Annotated in this window: 16 protein-coding genes and 1 riboswitch; of the genes, 7 read left to right on the top strand and 9 right to left on the bottom strand. The window is 71.5% G+C overall.

Annotated elements, in window-relative coordinates; all coding sequences use genetic code 11:
• Positions 1 to 52 precede the first annotated feature (52 nt).
• The 3 genes from BJY18_RS07980 to BJY18_RS07970 form a co-directional block, all read right to left on the bottom strand.
• The gene (locus BJY18_RS07980; protein ID WP_246458801.1) at positions 53 to 2,791 is read right to left on the bottom strand and encodes a GH92 family glycosyl hydrolase; all 2,739 of its coding nucleotides are present in this window, start codon (positions 2,789 to 2,791) and stop codon (positions 53 to 55) included.
• A 172-nt stretch (positions 2,792 to 2,963) separates the two neighbouring features.
• Entirely contained in the window at positions 2,964 to 3,803 is an 840-nt protein-coding gene (gene iolB, locus BJY18_RS07975; protein ID WP_184779002.1) for a 5-deoxy-glucuronate isomerase, read from the bottom strand.
• Entirely contained in the window at positions 3,800 to 4,669 is an 870-nt protein-coding gene (locus tag BJY18_RS07970; protein ID WP_184779000.1) for a Cgl0159 family (beta/alpha)8-fold protein, read from the bottom strand. The genes iolB and BJY18_RS07970 overlap by 4 nt, the downstream gene beginning before the upstream one ends.
• A 219-nt stretch (positions 4,670 to 4,888) precedes the next feature.
• Here BJY18_RS07970 and BJY18_RS07965 point away from each other — a divergent pair, with 219 nt between their 5' ends.
• Complete coding sequence (locus tag BJY18_RS07965; protein WP_312873785.1) at positions 4,889 to 6,799, top strand: cytochrome c oxidase assembly protein; 1,911 nt, start codon at positions 4,889 to 4,891, stop codon at positions 6,797 to 6,799.
• A 28-nt stretch (positions 6,800 to 6,827) separates the two neighbouring features.
• Positions 6,828 to 9,056, top strand: a complete 2,229-nt coding sequence (locus tag BJY18_RS07960; protein WP_184778998.1) for a heavy metal translocating P-type ATPase — start codon at positions 6,828 to 6,830, stop codon at positions 9,054 to 9,056.
• Positions 9,057 to 9,060: 4 nt separating this feature from the next.
• Here BJY18_RS07960 and BJY18_RS07955 read toward each other — a convergent pair whose 3' ends face one another.
• Positions 9,061 to 10,062, bottom strand: coding sequence for an amidohydrolase family protein (locus BJY18_RS07955; protein WP_184778996.1), 1,002 nt, complete (start codon positions 10,060 to 10,062; stop codon positions 9,061 to 9,063).
• A gap of 63 nt (positions 10,063 to 10,125) precedes the next feature.
• On the opposite strand from BJY18_RS07955, the gene BJY18_RS07950 reads away from it, so the two are divergent.
• Positions 10,126 to 10,731 carry a TetR/AcrR family transcriptional regulator gene (locus tag BJY18_RS07950; protein WP_184778994.1) on the top strand — a complete coding sequence of 202 codons (606 nt, stop codon included), beginning with the start codon at positions 10,126 to 10,128 and terminating at the stop codon, positions 10,729 to 10,731.
• Between the two features lies 1 nt (position 10,732).
• Here BJY18_RS07950 and BJY18_RS07945 read toward each other — a convergent pair whose 3' ends face one another.
• The 5 genes from BJY18_RS07945 to BJY18_RS07925 are packed head-to-tail and all read right to left on the bottom strand — an operon-like array spanning position 10,733 to position 14,349.
• Positions 10,733 to 11,596: an ABC transporter ATP-binding protein gene (locus BJY18_RS07945; protein WP_184778992.1), complete on the bottom strand. Its 864-nt coding sequence runs from the start codon at positions 11,594 to 11,596 to the stop codon at positions 10,733 to 10,735.
• A gap of 26 nt (positions 11,597 to 11,622) precedes the next feature.
• Complete coding sequence (locus tag BJY18_RS07940; protein ID WP_312873784.1) at positions 11,623 to 12,003, bottom strand: GntR family transcriptional regulator; 381 nt, start codon at positions 12,001 to 12,003, stop codon at positions 11,623 to 11,625.
• 49 nt (positions 12,004 to 12,052) lie between these two features.
• Positions 12,053 to 13,027 carry an ABC transporter permease gene (locus BJY18_RS07935; protein ID WP_184778988.1) on the bottom strand — a complete coding sequence of 325 codons (975 nt, stop codon included), beginning with the start codon at positions 13,025 to 13,027 and terminating at the stop codon, positions 12,053 to 12,055.
• Positions 13,024 to 13,905, bottom strand: coding sequence for an ATP-binding cassette domain-containing protein (locus BJY18_RS07930; protein WP_246458800.1), 882 nt, complete (start codon positions 13,903 to 13,905; stop codon positions 13,024 to 13,026). The genes BJY18_RS07935 and BJY18_RS07930 overlap by 4 nt, the downstream gene beginning before the upstream one ends.
• A gap of 57 nt (positions 13,906 to 13,962) precedes the next feature.
• Complete coding sequence (locus BJY18_RS07925) at positions 13,963 to 14,349, bottom strand: hypothetical protein (RefSeq protein ID WP_184778984.1); 387 nt, start codon at positions 14,347 to 14,349, stop codon at positions 13,963 to 13,965.
• Between the two features lie 157 nt (positions 14,350 to 14,506).
• Positions 14,507 to 14,594: riboswitch (adenosylcobalamin (AdoCbl) riboswitch) on the top strand.
• A 44-nt stretch (positions 14,595 to 14,638) separates the two neighbouring features.
• Between BJY18_RS07925 and BJY18_RS07920 the strand changes: the two genes are divergently transcribed.
• The 4 genes from BJY18_RS07920 to BJY18_RS07905 are packed head-to-tail and all read left to right on the top strand — an operon-like array spanning position 14,639 to position 17,914.
• Positions 14,639 to 14,848: a CbtB domain-containing protein gene (locus BJY18_RS07920; protein ID WP_184778982.1), complete on the top strand. Its 210-nt coding sequence runs from the start codon at positions 14,639 to 14,641 to the stop codon at positions 14,846 to 14,848.
• A gap of 8 nt (positions 14,849 to 14,856) precedes the next feature.
• Complete coding sequence (locus tag BJY18_RS07915; RefSeq protein ID WP_184778981.1) at positions 14,857 to 15,684, top strand: CbtA family protein; 828 nt, start codon at positions 14,857 to 14,859, stop codon at positions 15,682 to 15,684.
• The gene (locus BJY18_RS07910) at positions 15,681 to 16,364 is read left to right on the top strand and encodes a (2Fe-2S)-binding protein (RefSeq protein ID WP_312873783.1); all 684 of its coding nucleotides are present in this window, start codon (positions 15,681 to 15,683) and stop codon (positions 16,362 to 16,364) included. The genes BJY18_RS07915 and BJY18_RS07910 overlap by 4 nt, the downstream gene beginning before the upstream one ends.
• An 11-nt stretch (positions 16,365 to 16,375) precedes the next feature.
• The gene (locus BJY18_RS07905; protein ID WP_184778977.1) at positions 16,376 to 17,914 is read left to right on the top strand and encodes an ABC transporter substrate-binding protein; all 1,539 of its coding nucleotides are present in this window, start codon (positions 16,376 to 16,378) and stop codon (positions 17,912 to 17,914) included.
• The last annotated feature ends 18 nt before the right edge of the window (positions 17,915 to 17,932 follow it).

Here is a 17,932-nt window from a genome sequence, read left to right as displayed (position 1 = left end):
ATGCACCCGGAGAACCCGCCGGATGCGGTCGCGGTTCATCCGGCCGGGCAGGTCATCCCTTCGCCGCGGGGACCTGGACCTGGACCGTTCGGGTCACCGTATTCGCGCCCAGACCGTTCACCTTCACCTGTACCGGATACGTCCCGGACGCGGTGCCTGCTGGAACGCTCACCGTGATCGGCACCGCCTGCTGCTTCGGCAGCCGCCCGGACCACAGCACCTGCAGCGGCTGGTTCCGCACCCGCCAGCCCTTCGGGGCACTGGCCGTCAGCAGGATCGGCTGCACGGCCGGACTCTGCCCGAGCACGTCCACGTTCAACCGCACGTCCTCGCCGGGCTGTCCGGTCGCCGACGCCGGGGTCACCGTCGCGTCCACATGCCGCCGCGAGTCGCCGAGGGAGGTGTTCACCGACGGCGGTTCACTGCCCGCGCCGGTACCCCACTTCGACGGCTGGGAACCGAGCTGGTGGCTCAGCTCCCCGCCGTGCGCGAGCGCGGACCAGTCCAGCCAGGTCTTGCCGACGTCCCGGCCGTCGAGGGAAACGCTCTGCACGTAACGGTTGGTGTCACTGGCCCCGGGCGCGGACACGGTCAGCGTGCCGCCCTGGCGAGCGCCGTACTGTCCGATCCGGACAGTCGCGGACTCGAACTGCGGGCTCGAGACCGCCAGGAAGTTCGCGCCGCTCATCGTCGGGTACAGGCCGAGCGAGGAGAACACGTACCAGGCCGACATGGTGCCGAGATCGTCGTTTCCGGTCATCCCGTCCGGTCCGGTGGTGAACAACGTCATCGCCGCCCGGACCACGGTCGAGGTCTTGGCCGGTGCGCCGACCCAGTTGTACAGGTAGGGCGCGAGCAGGTCCGGTTCGTTGTTGGGGTTGTAGGTCGGCTTGCCGTAGTAGTCGTACGGGCTGGCGATCCAGTCCTCGCGCGCGGTGCCCGCCGGGTCCTTCAGCAGGTTGCCGTAGGCGAAGAACGCGTCGAGGCGTTTCTCGGTCGCCGGCTTGCCGCCCATCAGGGAAACGAGACCGGCCGGGTCCTGCGGCACGAGCCACTGGTACTGGTAGGCGCCGCCCTCGTGGAACTGGTGGTCGGCGTCGACCGGGTCGTACGGGGTGAGCCAGGTGCCGTCCGTGGTGCGCGGGCGGAACTGCTGGATGCCCGAGTCCCACACGTTGCGGTACCACTGGCCGCGTCCGGCGAACATCCGCGCGTCGGACTGGTGGCCGAGACCCTTGGCCATCAACGCGAGCGCGGCGTCGGCCGCGGAGTACTCCATGGACGCCGACGTCGGGTGCTCACAGTCGTTGTCGCCGCCCTTGGCCGCGCAGTCCTCGCCGAGCGTCAGTCCACTCGGGATGTAGCCGCGGTCGTTGTAATAGTCCACACCGGACCGTCCGTTGTAGGGCGAGTCGGCGGGCGGGGTCTCGGTCGCGTTCTTCTTCAGCAGCGCATACGCCTCTTCCTCGTGCCCCGCGAGCAGCCCTTTCGACCACGCTTCGACGAGGAACGGGGTTACCGGGTCGCCGGTCATGATGTTGGTCTCGCTCTCCGCGAGCGCCCATCTCGGCAGCCAGCCGCCGTCGCGTCCGATCGCGAGGATCGACAGTGCCACGTCGCGCGCGACGTGGGGTTCCAGCAGTTCGAGCAGCTGGTTCTGCGGGCGATAGGTGTCCCACAGCGAGAAGTTCTGGTACGGCGTGTAGCCGTCCGCCGGGTGCACCTTGCCGTCGAAACCGGTGTAGCTGCCGTCGGTGTCGCCGGCCAGGTTCGGGTGCAGCTGGGCGTGGTAGAGCGAGGTGTAGAACGCCGTCTGCCGCTCGGTGCTGCCGCCGCCGATCTCGATCGCGCCGAGTCTGTCCGCCCACTGCCCGCGCAACGTGTCGCGGGTGGCGTCGAAGTCGTAGCCGTCGCCGGTTTCCGCGGCCAGGTTCTTCCGCGCGCCGTCGAGGCCGGTGTAGGACAGGCCGACCTTCAGCACCACGTCGTGGTCCTGGGTGGCGTCGAAGCTGACCCACGAGCCGTTGCCGCCGGTGCCCGCGGCATCGCGGCTGCCGGGCGTGCGCTCAGAACCCCGCCAGGTGCCGAAGGAGCTGAACGGGCGGTCGAACGTCGCGGTGAAGTAGACGGTGTGCTCGTCGTGCCCGGCGCAGAATCCGCCGGCGCGCACCCGGCCTTCGAGGGTGTGGTCGCCGACCACGTGGATCTCGGAGTCCTTCACGGACTGGTTGGCCTGCCCGGTGTTGAACAGGACGTTGGCCGCACCTGTCGACGGGAAGGTGTAGCGCTGCCAGCCGGTGCGCGGGGTCGCGGTGAGTTCGGCGTTGACGCCGTACTTCTCCAGCCCGACGCGGTAGTAGCCGGGTTCGGCCTGTTCGTCGTCGTGGCTGTAGGTGGACTTGTAGGTGTCTTTGTCGGCCGATTCGACCGCGCCGGTGGTGGGCATGATCGGCAGCTCGCCCATCACGCCGCAGCCGACGCCGGAGAGGTGGGTCTGGCTGAAGCCGTAGATGGCGTTCTGCTGGTAGTCGTAGCCGCCCTGGCCGCCGGTGTCCGGGCTGACCTGGACCATCCCGAACGGCGCACTCGCGCCGGGGAAGGTGTTGCCGAAGTTCTGCGTGCCGACGAACGGGTTGACCAGGGAGACCGGATCCGCCTGCCCGGCGGGTGCGGCCTGCCCTGCCCGCGTGCCGTGCCGCTCCTGCCCCGCCTGCGCGGGCGCCGTGCCGAGCCCGGCGATCACCAGTCCCGCTGCCGCCAGCGCGGCCACCCGTCTGCTCTGCGACCGCATGGACGCACCTCCAGGAAGCTGACAACGTTGTCATCATGCGAGCGGGGCCCTTCCGCCCCGGACGGTGCGTAGCTTGTCATCCCGCGGCGGGTTTGAGAAGTCCTCACCCGAGCCCGAGCCCGAGCCCGAGCCCGAGCCCGAGCCCGAGCCCGAGCCCGAGCCGGGCGAACCGTTAGCCGCGGCGCCCGAACGGCAGGCGCGGATCGACGTCCTGGGTGTCCCAGGTCGCGCGGACCCAGGCGTGCGCCGGGTCGTCGCAGATCAGCCACGCGCGTTCCGGTCCGGGGCCGGCCATCACGTTGAGGTAGTACAGGTCGTAGCCGGGCGCGGCCATGGACGGGCCGTGCCAGCCGTGCGGGATCAGCACCACGTCGCCGGAACGCACCTCGGCCAGTACCTCGATCGGCCGGTCGGCGGTGCCGTACACGCGTTGGTACCCGGCACCGCCGCCGGCGACTTCGAAGTAGTAGATCTCCTCGAGTTCGCTTTCGCCCTCGCGTGCCTCGTCGTGTTTGTGCGGCGGGTAGGAGGACCAGTTCCCGCTCGGCGTCAGGACCTCGCACACGAGCAGCTGGTCGGCCTCGAACGTGTGGGGCAGGCAGTAGTTGTTGACCTGGCGGCTGCAGTTGCCCGCTCCGCGCAGCTCGACGGGTACCCCGGACGCCGGACCGTACCGGGCGTCCAGCCGCTTCGACGTCTTCGCCGAGGGCAACGCGAATCGGCCGCTGCCGGTGATCTCTGCTTCGGCATCCCTGGGCAGGTAGGCGAAATCGGTCACCGAGTCGAAGACGCCGGTGCGCCCGGCCAGTTCGAAGGTTTCCCCGTCGACGCGCACGGTGCACCGGCCCGACAGCGGCAGGACCAGTGCCTCGGAGTCCCCAGTGGACACTGCTGCGGTGCCGTCCAGTTCCAGCACGCGCAGGCCGGAGTATCCCCAGCCGGCCGATTCCGGGGTGACGACGAGGCTGAACGGTGCTTCGGCGGTGCTGCCCGCCTTCCGGTGGAGGTTCACAGCAGCCCCACCGCCGTGTCCACGGCTTTGGCGACGTCGCCGTCGTGCGGGTAGAGCAGCGACCGGCCGACCACCAGGCCCTGCACGGTCGGCAACGCGAGTGCCTTCTGCCACGCCGAGAACGCCGCGTCGGCGTCCTTGACCTCGCCGCCGAGCAGGACGGCCGGCAGGGTCGAGGCGGCAAGCACGCGCTCCATGTCCTCGACCACCGGCAGCTTCAGCCAGGTGTGGGCGGACGTGCGGCCGAGGCCGGCGGCGATGGTGATCGAGCGGATCACCGCCTCGGGGGAGAGGTCGTTGCGCAACCGCCCGTCGGACCACTCCGACAGGAACGGTTCGACCATCGCGATCAGCCGGCGGTCGGCGAGGTCGCCGATCGCCCGCGCGGTGTTCTCCAGCACGCCCGGTGTGGCGGGGTCGGACAGGCAGATCCGGGTCAGCATCTTGCCGCCGTCGAATCCCATCCGGGCGATCGTTTCCGCGTCGTAGCAGGCGAACCGGTCGTCGACCTCGAAGCTCGACCCGGCCAGTCCCGTGCGGTTCATCGAACCGAGCACGGTCTTGCCCTCCAGCACACCGAGCAGCAGCAGATCGTCGAGCACGTCCGCGGTGGCCAGCACGCCGGTCACGCCCGGGCGTTCGAGGGCGAGGCACAGCCGCTCCAGCAGTTCGCCGCGGTCGGCCATCGCGAGGGCGTCGCCCCCGACGGCGTTCGCGCCGCGTGCCGGGTGGTCCGCGGCGATGATCATCGCCGCGCCCCTGTCGTTGAACGGCGATTCCGCACGCACCCGCGCGGCGGCCGCCTCGGCGATCGCCTCCGGTTCGCGTACCCGCCGGGCGACGATGCGCCGCACCGTATCCGTCACTGGTTCCCTCCGAGCTTCCGCAGTACCTGGTCGTGTGGGCCTCGCGTCGGAGCAGGCCGATCTCCCGGCCCGCGAGTGGCGCGGGACCGACCCTGCCAGCGGGCCCGGGACTTGCCAAGCGGCGGCACGGAGTTCCGCGCCAGGGCCCGCCGCCGTCAGTGGCCGGGATCACCTGGCACCGTCGGGAACCGGGCCGGGGTCCGGGCCGACCGGTGAGACGTGAAGAGAAGCAGGTTCCGCGGTGCGATCGTGGCCGCGGTGGTGGCGGGACTGGTCCTGCTGCTGATCATCGTCGCCACCGCGGGTGACGTCTACACCCCGCTGGGGACCGCCGACCCCGGCGAAGCGGTCACGTTCGGGTTTGCGATCGTCCGGTTCGCCGCGGAAGCGGCCGGGGCGGGCTGCGTCGGCGGACTGGTGTTCGCGGCGTTCGTCGCACCCGGCCGGCGAGACGGGAAGCTGACGGCGGAGTCCTACGCCGCGGTCCGGTTCGCGGCCGGCAGCGCTGCCTGCTGGCTGGCCGCCGCCATCGCTGCCGTGCCGTTGTCGGCGGCCGTCGCCGCGGGATTGCCGCTCGGCACCGCGCTCCGGCCGGACGCCCTGCTCTCGACGATCGGTGCGGCCGAGGAGCCCAAGGCGTGGCTGTGCGTCGTGGTCGCCGCGGCCATCGCGACCGCACTGGCGTGGCCCACGATGGCCTGGCGTCCCGTGGTTCTCGCGCTCGTCGTCGCGGCGGCAGGACTGCTGGCGCCGGTAGTGGTCGGCCACGTGTCGGTCGGCGCCGGACACGACTTCGCCACCGACGCGCTGTTCTGGCACGTGCCGGCTGCCGCGATCTGGCTCGGCGCGCTGCTCGCGTTGCTCGGTCACCTCCGCCGCCGCACTCCGGACGAGCTGATCCTGCGCCGCTACCACCGGCTTTCCCGGATCTGCTTCGCGGTCGTGCTGGTGTCCGGGGCGGTGGGTGGGCTCGTCACCGCCCGGCCGGACGGGTTGTTCAGCCGCTACGGCCTGCTGCTCGCGGTCGAGGTGGTCCTGCTCGGGGCGGCCGGCGCGATGCTGGCCGCCGCGCGGGGCCGGTCGCCGGGGCGCGTCGCGGCGATCGAGCTGCTGCTGCTGATGCTCGCGACCGGTGGTTCGGTGGCGCTCACCGTGCTCGTGCCCCCGTCGTTCGTGAACCATCCGGCGTCGGTCCAAGAGACCATTCTCGGGTACGGGCTGGACACGCCACCGTCGTGGCTTCGGCTGGTTACCGACTGGCGGCCCGATCTGGTGCTCGGCCCGATCGCCGTGCTCGCCTGCCTGCTCTACCTGCTCGGAATGCGGCGGCTGCGCCGGCGCGGCGACGCATGGGCGGGCGGCCGCGCGGCCGCCTGGCTGCTGGGCTGGCTGCTGGTGCTGGTCGCGACCTCATCCGGTGTCGGCACCTACTCGCCGGGCACGTTCAGCCTGCACATGGTCACGCACATGACGCTCAACATGTTCGCGCCGGTGCTGCTGGTGCTGGGCGGGCCGGTCACGCTCGCGCTGCGGGCGCTGCCCGCACGCTCCGGGGTGCCGGGTGCGCGCGAATGGCTGGTGGATCTGCTGCACGCGCCGGTCACCCGGTTCCTCGCGCATCCGGCGGTGGCGGCGATCCTGTTCGCCGGATCGTTCTACGCGCTGTACTTCTCGGACCTGTTCGGGCAGGCGATGCTCTTCCACTGGTCGCACGAGCTGATGCGGGTGCACTTCCTGGTCACCGGCTACCTGTTCGCCTGGGTGGTGGTCGGCACGGACCGCACCCCGCGCCGGATGCCGCACCTGGCCCGGCTCGGCGTGCTGTTCGCGGTGATGCCCTTCCACGCGTTCTTCGGCGTGATCGTGATGAGCAAGCAGACCGTGATCGCCGCGACCTACTACCACTACCTCGCTCTGCCGTGGGCCGGCGACCTGCTCGCCGACCAGCGGCTCGGCGGCGGAATCGCCTGGGCCAGCGGGGAACTTCCGCTGATCGTGATCGTGGTCGCCCTGCTGGTGCAGTGGTCCCGCGACGACGAACGCCGCGCCCGGCGTGCCGACCGCAGCGGCGAAGCCGAATTCGATGCCTACAACGCCATGCTCGCCCAGCTCGCCCAGCGCGGGCGCTGAGCGCACGGCCCGATCCCGGAGAACCGACATGACCACCGCCACCCCGGCACCGCCGGCCGTTCGCACGGTCGAGCTGAACGTGACCGGTATGACCTGTGCCGCCTGTTCCGCCCGTGTCGAGCGGGCGCTCAACAAGATCGACGGCGTCCGCGCGTCGGTCAACTACGCGACCGAACGCGCCACCGTGCACGCGTCGGCCGCGGTCGGCGACGACGTGCTGCTGGAACGCGTCCGCAAGGCCGGTTACCGGGCGAGGCCGCGGGAGGCCGGCTCACCCGACCTCACCGAGGCCCGGGTACGGGACCTGCGCCGGCGCCTGATCGTGGCCGCGGTGCTCGCGGTCCCGGTCGGTGATCTGTCGATCACGCTGGCGCTGGTGCCGTCCCTGCGGTTCCCCGGCTGGCAGGTGCTGTGCCTGGCGCTGGCGGTGCCGGTCGTGTTCTGGGCCGCGCTGCCGTTCCACCGCGCCGCGCTGCGGAACCTGCGGCACCGCTCGTCGAGTATGGACACGCTCGTCTCGCTCGGCGTGCTCGCCTCGTTCACCTGGTCGGCCTGGACGACGCTGAGCAGCGGTACGGAATCCGGCTACTGGGTGGGTTTCGGGCCCACCGCGCCCGGCGCGGACGCGGTGTACCTCGACGTCGCAGCCGGGGTCACCACGTTCCTGCTCGCCGGGCGCTACTTCGAAAGCCGTTCCCGGCGCAGTGCGGCCGGCCTGCTGGAGGCGCTGGATGCCTTGGCCGCCAAGGAGGTCCGCGTGCTGCGGGACGGCACCGAAGCACTGGTGCCGATCGCCGAGCTGGCGGTGGGGGACCGGTTCGTGGTGCGGCCGGGAGAGGCGCTGGCCGCCGACGGGATCGTGGAAAGCGGACGATCCACAGTGGACACTAGTGCACTCACCGGCGAACCGGTGCCCGCCGAGGTGAGCCCGGCGGACCGGGTCATCGGCGCCTCGGTGAACCGGGAGGGCCGCCTCGTCGTGCGGGCGGTGGCGGTGGGAGCGCACACTCAGCTTGCGCAGATGACGGCGCTGGCCGAACGTGCCCAGGCCCGCAAGGCATCTGTGCAGCGGCTGGTGGACCGGATCTGCGCGGTGTTCGTCCCGGCCGTACTGGCGCTGGCTGCGCTGACCTTCGCGGGCTGGTGGTGGACCGGGCATCCGGTGCGGGACGCGTTCACCGCGGCGATCTCGGTGCTGATCATCGCCTGCCCCTGCGCCCTCGGCCTGGCGACGCCGACCGCGCTGGCCGCGGGCGTCGGCCGGGGCGCGCAGCTCGGCATCCTGATCAAGGGCCCGGAGGCGCTGGAGGCGAGCCGCCGCGTGGACACAGTCGTGCTGGACAAGACCGGCACCGTCACCACCGGCCGGATGACGTTCACCGCCGGGTATCCGGACGCCGGCCGGACGGTGAACGACCTGCTGTGGTTCGCCGGCGCGGTCGAAGCCGGCTCGGAACACGCCGTGGCCGCCGCGGTGGTGACGGCCGCGAACGCCGAAGTCGCCGAACTGCCTGCGGTGACGGAGTTCGAGGCGTTGCCCGGCCTCGGTGCACAGGGCACAGTGGACGGTCGTCGGGTACTCCTCGGCAGTCCGCGGCTGTTCGCCGACCGGGGGATCGGCCTGCCGGAAGAGAGCGCGGCGCGGGTCGCCTCGGCTCAGGAGCAGGGCGCGGTGCCGGTGGTGGTCGCGGTCGACGGCGACGTGGCCGGTGTCCTCGTCGTCCGCGACGTGGTCAAGCCGTCCGCTCGCGCCGCGGTCGCCGCGCTGCGCGAGCTGGGACTGCGGACCGTGCTGCTGACCGGCGACCACCGGATCGCGGCCGAGGCGGTCGGCGCGGAGATCGGCGTCGACGAGGTCCGTGCGGAGGTGCTGCCCGCGGCGAAGGCGGAGGTCGTCGAGCGGCTGCGGGCGGACGGGGCCCGGGTGGCGATGGTCGGCGACGGGATCAACGACGGCCCCGCACTGGCCGGCGCCGACCTCGGCATGGCCATGGCGCACGGCAGCGACATCGCGCTGCGGTCGGCGGACGTCGTGCTCGTGCGGGAGGACCTGGCGGTGGTGCCGGACGCGATCCGGCTCGCCGACCGCACCCTCGGCGTGCTGCGCGGCAACCTGGCCTGGGCGTTCGGCTACAACGTCGCCGCGCTGCCGCTGGCCGCGCTCGGCCTGCTCAACCCGCTGATCGCCGGCGCGGCGATGTCGCTGTCCTCGGTACTCGTGGTGTCCAACAGCCTGCGGTTGCGCACCTTCCGCTGACGGATCACACGCCCAACAGCTTTTCCGCGTTCCCGTGCGCGATGCGGTGCTTGTCCTCGGTGGTCAGGTCGGCTGCTTCCAGGAACTCCACGGCACCGTCGTTGCCGACGAACGGGTAGTCGACCGAGTGCAGGATCCGTCCGGCGCCCACGGCCTCCACGCAGAATCGCAGCTGTGCCTGGCTGAACATGCCGCTGGGCGTGAGGTGCACGTGGTGGCGGACGTAGTCGGCGAACGGGCGGTCCAGGCCGGTGATCCGCGTCGGGAACTGGTCGTCGAGGCGGTCCAGGTAGAACGGGATCATCTCGCCCCAGTGTCCCAGGATCACCTGCAGGTCCGGGTGACGGTCGAACACCCCGGACAGCACCACATGGACGAAGTGGGTCGCGGTCTCCACGTGCCAGCCCCACGCGGCCGCCTGGAACCGGGCGGTGACGATCGGGTCGAGTCCGGCGTAGGAGGCGTCGGTGACCGCGCGTGGCGGCAGGCTGGGGTGCAGGTAGATCGGGACCCGCAGCCGGGCCGCCGTGGCCAGCACCGGCTCGAACCGTGGCGCGTCGAGGAAATCCCCTTCGGTGCGGCCGTTGATGAGCGTGCCGACGAACCCGAGCTCGGAGACGCAGCGCTCCAGTTCGCGGGCGGCGGCTTCGGGAGCGGCGGTGGGCAGCGTGGCGAAGGCGGCGAACCGGCCGGGATACGCGGCCACCGCGGCCGCGGCCGTTTCGTTGGCCCGGCGGGTCAGCGCGGGAGCGACGTCGGCCGGAGCCTGCTGCCCCCACAGTCCGGAAAGGACCTGCATGGTGATGCCGTGCCGGTCCATGTCCGCGATCCGGGCCTCGCCGAGTTCCTCGAGACGCTCCGCGGGCGCCGCGGTGGCGGTGGTCGCGGTTCGGCCGTTGGCCGAGTACGCGCGCAGGAAGTCGGGAGCGAGCTCCCGCAGTGCCGGGGCGCTCGCCGCGGTGAGACCGGGGTCGGAGAAGTGCTCTTCCAGCGTGACGATCCGCATCGGGTCTCCTCGGGATAATTAATGGACAAGCTGTCCACTAATTCGATGTTAGGCTTCCGCCCCATGGAGCGCAACGACGCCGAACCGGCGAAGCGCGGCCGCGGCCGCCCGCCGTCGGCGGAGGTCCGCCGCCGCGTCCTCGAAACGGCGGCGGCCGTGCTGCTGGAGAACGGGATCTCGGAGGTCACCTTCGACAAGGTCGCGCGCCGGGCCGGGGTCAGCAGGATGACGCTGTACAAGTGGTTCCGCTCGCCCGCTTCGCTGGCGCTGGCCGCGTTCGAGGACACCTACGCGGATTCGCTGCGGCCCGAGTCGAGCGGTGACCTGTGGGCCGATCTGAGGGCCCACCTGCGCGAGTTCGCCGCGAACCTGTCCGAGCCCCGCACCGCGCCGATGGTCGCCGGGCTGCTCGGCTCCGCCCAGCACGATCCGAAGCTCGCCGAGGAGATCTCCGCGACCTACACCCGTCCCCGCCGCGAGGGCGCGGTGGCGTTGCTGCGCGCTGGTCGCGAACGCGGCCAGCTCCCGGCGGCGGTCGACGCCGAGGCGCTCGTCGATCAGCTGTGGGGTGCCTGTTACGCGCGTTTGCTGCTGCCCGAAGGGAAACTCGACGAAGCGTTCGCGGACGCGCTGGTGGACAACCTCCGCGCGCTGGCCGACCCGGGGTGACTCAGCCGCGCACGACCGGCGGCCGCGCCGAGGTCCGGGAGGCGCGCAGGTACGCCAGTACCAGCTGCTCCAGCTCCGGCACGGTCGCCTCCCATTCGGCAGGGACGGTGCCGGCTCCGCGGACGAGCAGCATCGCCTGCCGTCCGGTCCGGTTGGCTTCGATCACCTGCTCGGCCGCCGGCGCCGCGGCGCCGGCCGGACCGACCAGCAGCCGGTGCTCGTGCAGGGTGTCCTCGACGTCGCCGGCCAGCCGCAGCTCTCCCCGGTCCAGCAGGACCAGGTGATCGCAGACCGGGGAGAGGTCGGTCAGCAGATGCGAGGACACCAGCACTGTGGTGCCCCGCTCCGCGACGTCGGCCATCAGGATGCGCAGCGTCTCGTCCCGGGCCAGCGGGTCGAGGTCGGACAGCGGCTCGTCGAGCAGCAGCAGCTTCGGCAGCCGTCCGAACGCGACGGCGAGCGCGACCTGCGTGCGCTCGCCCGCGGACAGCTGCCGGATCCGGCGATCCAGCGCGACACCGGAGAGCAGGTTCAGCGTCTGCCGGGCGTACTCGTCGGACCAGCGGTCGTTGAGTTTCGCTCCGGCCCGCAACGTTTCCGCGACGGTGAAATCGCCGTACAGCGGGCGGCTCTGCGCGAGGAACGCGACGTCCGGGTGCATCCGGCCGCGCACCGGGGCGTCCGCCACGGTGATCGTGCCCTCGCTCGGCAGGAGCAGCCCGGCGACGAGCGAGAGCAGGGTGCTCTTGCCCGCGCCGTTCGGTCCGACCAGTGCGCTCACCCGGCCTTCGGGCAGGGTGAACGAGCAGTCGCGCAACGCCCGCTTCGAGCCGAACCGCCTGCCCAGGCCCCGCACGCTCAGCATGCCGCGTCCTTCCTCGCCCGATCCGTTCACGACTGCCGGTCCCGCCGGACGTCCTGGTACAGCGCGTCGATGTCCTCCACACCGAGACCCTCGCCCAGCGCGCGGTCCATCCACTCCGCCAGCTCCCGGCGCAGCGGCGTCTCCCGCCCGCCGGCCTCGCTGCCGAGACTGGCCGTGATGAACGTGCCGACCCCGCGCCGTCCTTCGGCCAGCCCCTCGTGCTCGAGCTCCCGGTAGGCCTTGTTCACCGTGTTCGGGTTGACCGCGATCGCCTCGACCACCTCGCGCGTGGTGGGCAGCCGGTCACCCGGCTTCAGCAGGCCGAGCCGCAGCGCCTGTCTGACCTGCTGGACGATCTGCAGGTAGGTGGAGACCCCAGATCGCCGGTCGATCCGGAACTCGATCACCTGCGGGAGCATAGCCGCTGCCCGGCCGGCATCCGGGGAAGACGTGGCGTCACACCCGCCGGTGCAGGGCCCACCGGGCCACCGGCAGCGACAGGACCGCCAGCCCGGTGAACACCGCGAACTCGACCCAGTGCACCGTCGGCGCGGCCGACACGGGCAGGACGTCGACGAAGTACTTGGCCAGTCCGTGGTCCCGGTAGCAGTCGGTGAGACCGGGCACCACCGTGCCGTTCGTGTGCGAACCGCACGGGGCGATCTGCGCCATGGCGGCCTTGCGGTCGAGCGTTTCCCCCTGCGCGGTGAGGTACCCGCTGTCCACGTACTGGGCGCCTTGTGGCTGACCCGGAGAGTTGGTCGGATCGTCGGACACCAGCCGCTGGGTGCCGACGAGTCCCTGCGACTGGCCCAGCAGCACCCGGAGCACGATGAAGGTGGCCAGGGTGGTGGCCATCGCGACGAGGCTGCGCCGGGTGAGTATGCCGATGGTCATCCCGAACGAGAGGCAGAACAGCAGGTAGGACAGCGGGGCGACCCCGGATGTGCCGAAGGTGGTCCACTGGAATTCGCTGTACCCGTCGGGACTCAGCTTGCCCGCACTGTCGACCCAGGACTTCACGGCCTGCTGCAGCAGTAGGACCAGGAGCAGTGACGGCACCGCGGTGACCGCGAATTTGGTCAGCATCCACCGGGTGCGCCCGACCGACTGCGTGAAGGCCAGCAGGTGCGTGCCGTGCTCGATCTCGCGCGCGATCAGCGGAGCCGCGCAGAACATGCCGAGCAGCACCGGCAGCACGATCACCACGAACTCGCCGACCTTCATCAGGTCGAACCAGCTGTCCTTGAAATCGGAGCCGAGAGATCCGCACGAGCCGCTCACCGAGCTTTCGGTGGCACAACTGCCGAGCGCGGCCACGTCGGCCCGCATCGACCCGTGCAGCAGGAGCACCGTGACGTAGCCGGCCACGAGCAGAGCGAGCAGGACGATCACTTGGGCGCGCTGCTGGCGCCAGGCCACCCAGATCATGCGGCCACCTCCTCGTGCGCGGCGCGCAGGTATCCGAGAGCGAGCTGGGTCAACGTGGGCGGACGGCCGTGCCAGACCGGATCGGCACCGGCACCGGCACCGGCCGTGACGAGCAGGTGCGTGCCCCGGTCGCCGCGTGTCGCGTCCACCACGGTGCGGGCGGGGACCGGGATCGGCCCACCGAGCGGGCCGGACAGCACGGTGTGCCCGGCGATCAGGTCCCGGACGTCGCCGGCCAGCCGGACCTGCCCGCCGGCGAACAGCAGCAGGTGGTCGCACACCTCTTCGAGTTCGGCCAGGACGTGCGAGGACAGCACGATGGTGGTGCCGTGCCGTTGCCGCTCCTCGGCCAGCGCGGCGAGCACCGAACCACGCGCCACCGGGTCGAGGTCGGCCAGCGGTTCGTCCAGCAGCACCAGCTCCGGGTGCGTACCGAGCGCCACCGCGAGCGCGACCCAGGTGCGCTGGCCACCGGAGAGCGTGCCGATCCGCGCACCGGCCGGGACGCGTCCGCGGGTTAGGTAGTGCTCCGCGTGCGCCTGGTCCCACTGCGGGTTGGCCGACCGGCCGAACCGCAGCTGATCCTCCACAGTGAACTGCGGGTAGAGCGGTTTCTCCTGGGACAGGAAGGAAACCCGGTGATCGGGTTGCCGGCCGGACGGGCGGGCACCAGCGACCTCGACCTGTCCTTCGGTGGGCTGCAGCAGGCCGGTGAGCAGGCCGAGGAAGGTGCTCTTGCCCGCCCCGTTCGGGCCGACCAGGCCCACCACCCGCCCGGACGGCACGGCCAGCGTGCAGTCCCGCAGCGCCCAGCCTCTCCGGTAGCGCTTGCCCAGCCGGTCGGCCCGCAGTGCGGGCCGGCTCTCGCGCTGTGTCATGTCCCCGGTCATGTCCCCTTGTTCCGTTCCGTGGTCAGGATAGAGCGTCGGTGACGCTCAGTACTCGCAGGTCACTTGCGGCTCGGCCGCGCTGCCGCCGGCGGTGCAGGTGAGGCTCGTCCCGGCGTCGATCGGGGCGTAGCCGATGATCGGCTCTCCGTCGCTGAAGAACGTGACGGTGCTCCACGTGTTCGGCGGCGTCGGGTAGTCGCGGACGCTGTCCGGCTGCTGCGCACTGGAGTAGCCGTCGCCTGCCGCAGTGCTCAGCCGGACTTCGAGCGGGTAGCCGGCGGAGTGCACGCGCAACGGCGTCACGTCCGCACCCCCACCGGAGGTGGCCTGCCCGGCGAACGCGGTGCCGGCCAGTGCGAGTGCCGCGGTCGCGGTCACCGCCGCGCCGGCCGTGACACGGTGGACGATCCGGCGGCTGTCCGAGGCGGTCATGTCCCCTCCCTATTTAACTACTTAACTAGTAAAAGTACGTTAGCACTGGATCCGGTCCGGCTGTCAACGCGGGGGACCGGCCGGCCGAGCACGGTGACACCGGCCACCCGCCGGGCGATTGACTGCCGGGGTGGCTGGTCGTACGGTTCAGCACGCGCGGCGGTTTCCCGAAGCCGGTGAGAATCCGGCACGGTCGCGCCACTGTGAGTCCTCCCCGGAGGGCGAGTCAGGTCGAGGAGCCGCCGTTTGTTCCACCCGCAGGGGACGCGTCATCCCGAAGGAGAACACCATGACCAGCATTCCGGCCGAGCGTTCCACGCCGGTCGTCCTGCCCGTCTCGAAAGCCGTGCTGTGGCTGGGCCTCACCGTGCTCGCGGCGCTGCTGCTGTACTACTTCGTCGGGGTCGACCAGGGCGCGGTGTCGGTGTTCGGCAGTGACACGCACGTGCACGAGTTCGTCCACGACGCCCGGCACCTCCTCGGCTTCCCCTGCCACTGACCCGGCACATGGAACGCACCCTCATCCTGCGCGGCCTGCTCGCCGGCGCACTCGGCGGACTGCTCGCGTTCGTTTTCGCGCGGGTCTTCGCCGAACCGCTCGTGCAGTCCGCCATCGACTACGAGGCCGGCCGCGACGAAGCCCAGGCCGCGCTCGACAAAGCCGCCGGGCTGCCGGTCGAGACCGAAGGCCCGGAAGTCTTCAGCCGGGCCGTCCAGGGCAACCTCGGGATCGGCGTCGGCATGGTGCTCTTCGGGGTCGCCATGGGCGCATTGTTCGCGGTGGTCTACACCGTGCTGCTCGGCCGCACCGGCCGGATCCGCGCGCGGGCACTCGCCACGCTGATCGCCGGTGCCGGATTCCTGACCCTGTACCTGGTTCCGTTCCTCAAGTACCCGGCCAATCCGCCTGCGGTCGGCCACCCGGGCACGATCGGCGCCCGGACCGGCCTGTACCTGCTGATGGTCGCCGCGTCGGTGCTGTTCCTGGTGGCGGCGCTGCTCGTGGGGCGGCGGCTCGCGCCGCGGCTGGGCACCTGGAACGCGACGCTGGTCGCCGGCGCCGCATTCGTGGTGCTCTCGGCGATCCTGATGGCGGTGCTGCCCTCGCTCGGCGAGCTGTCCGGCGCAGCCGGCAGTGAAACACCGCTGCCGCTGCGGGATCCGGCCGGCCGGATCGTGTACCCGGGATTCCCCGCGGACACGCTGGCGGAGTTCCGGCTGTACTCCGTGCTGGCCCAGGTGATCCTGTGGACCACGATCGCGCTCGTGTTCGGTCCGCTCGCCGAACGCGTGCTGCGGCGGGACGCTCCGGTGCGGGCTGTCGCCGAGGCGTGAACCCTCTTTCCGGGCTGGGCCCCTTTTTCGCCGCCGAAACGCATCCGCCTGATGCCAGGCCGCCCGCGCCGTGGCGTCCACTGGCCGAGGTGCTCGACGACGGACCCGTGCTGCGGCACCGGGTCGAGCAGGTCCGGGACGTGCTCGCGGCCGGCGGCGGCCGGGTGGAAGGGCGGGTCGCCGCCTCGGTCGCGCATCTGGGACTGGCCGCCCGGCTCTGCTCGCCGGCACTGGCGCTGGCGGCCGGGCACGCGATCGTGCCGGACTTCGCCGGTGCCTGGTGGCAGCCGGTGGTGGGTGGCGCGATCCCGTTGTCCCTGGCGGAAAATCCCGCGCCGCTCGCTCCGTCCGAAGTGGTCGCCGCCTTCCGTGAGCGGGTTCTGCACGGCCCCCTGGCCCGGCTGGACCGGGCCGTCGGGGAGTTCTCCCTGGCCGCCACCGTGCGCCGGGGGAATCTCGCGTCCGCGCTGAACGGCGCGGCCACCGTACTCCGTGCTGAGCGTCCGGAGTGGACGGACGCGGTTTCGGCGCTGCTCGGTGCGCTCGAGGTCCTTCCGCCGCTGGCCGGTGCGGCCACCCGCACCGGCGGCCGGTTCCGCCGGAACAGCTGCTGCCTGATCTATCGTGCCGCGCCGGACCGTGCCGGGCCGAAGTGCGGCGACTGTGTCCTGAACGGTTAGGAAGTCCGACAATGGTGGAAAGCCCGGGCGCGGCGGCCCGCTCGCCGCTCAGCAGGCGTGGGTTCCTGCTGGGTACCGGCCTCGCGGTGGGTGCGCTGGCGAGCGGCTGCGCCGATGCCTCCGGCAGTGGCGTCGACACGTTCTCCGCGGTGTTCAAGGGATCGGGTGCCGACGAAAGCCTCGATCCGGGCACCAGCCACCTGTTCATCGACGAGGCGCGGCTGAAGGCGTTGTACGACGGGCTGTTCGAAGTCGATGACGCCATGCGCCCGGTGCCACGTCTCGCCACCGCCGCCGAGCCGAACGCCGACGGCACCCGGTGGCGCATCACCCTGCGGGACGCGCGCTGGCACGACGGGGCGAAAGTCACCTCCGCCGACGTGCTCCACACCCTCTCCCGGATCCTCGGCCCGGCCGGACAGCAGCCGTTCATCGCCGCCACGACGCTGGACCTGGTCGACCTCGGGCAGTCCCGCGAGGTCGACGAGCGCACCGCCGAGATCGCCCTGCACCGCCCGTCGTTCGAGTTCCGTACCGCACTCGCGGCCTACGGCACGCGGATCATCCGCGCCGGCACCCGGGACTTCCGCCGTCCGGTCGGCACCGGACCGTTCCGGTTCGACTCCTTCCGGCCGGGCCGGGAAATGGTGGCCACTTCCTACGACGGCTACTGGGACGGGGCACCGCGGATCGGCCGTCTGCGTATCCTCAGCGCGGAGAACGACGCCCGCACCGCCGCTGTGCGCAGCGGGCAGGCCGATTTCGCCGACGATCTCACGCCGGCCGCGGCGAAGCAGATGCGCGGCGACGGGAATCTTCGCGTCCAGGCGACGCCGAACAGCGGGATCTACTACTTCGCGATGAAGACCGACCGGCCGCCGTTCGACAACGCGGACGTCCGGCGTGCGCTGATGCGGATGGTGGACCGCGAGGAACTGGTGAAGGTGGCCCTGCAGGGCGACGGCGAAATCTCCAACGACGTGTTCGGCAAGGGGTTCCAGTACTACGCCGAGCTTCCGCAGCACACCTTCGACCCGGACGCGGCGAAAGCCTTGCTGCGCAAGGCCGGAGTGCCGAACCTAACCATCGACCTGTTCACCGCGCCCGCCGCCACCGGCTTCGTCGAGGCCGCGAACCTGTTCGCGGAGCAGGCGAAACAGAGCGGTGTCACGGTACGGGTGCGGGTCGGCTCCGGGGACACCTACTACGCCGAGGCACTCAAGACCGGGCAGTTGACCATGGGCCAGTCGGGACCGCTGTCGATTCCCAACCACTTCGCGTCCCGGCTGCTCACCGGTTCGCCGCAGAACCGCACCAACTGGCACGATCCGGAGTTCGACGCGCTGTACGGCCAGGCACTGGCCACGGCCTCCGAGCCGGAACGCGCCGCGCTCTACCACCGGATGCACGAGATCCTTCACGACCGTGGCGGATTCGTGTTCTGGGGCATCTCGTCGTGGAACAGCGCCGCGGCCGCCGGCTACCGCGGCATTCCGGCCGGCGTGCCCAACGCGCTGAACTGGGCGCGGTTCGACAAGGTGGCCCGATGACCGCCGGGTCTCGCTGAC

The sequence above is a fragment of the Amycolatopsis jiangsuensis genome (assembly GCF_014204865.1).
Classification (GTDB): Bacteria; Actinomycetota; Actinomycetes; order Mycobacteriales; family Pseudonocardiaceae; genus Amycolatopsis; species Amycolatopsis jiangsuensis.
This window is presented reverse-complemented; position numbering and strand designations above follow the sequence as displayed.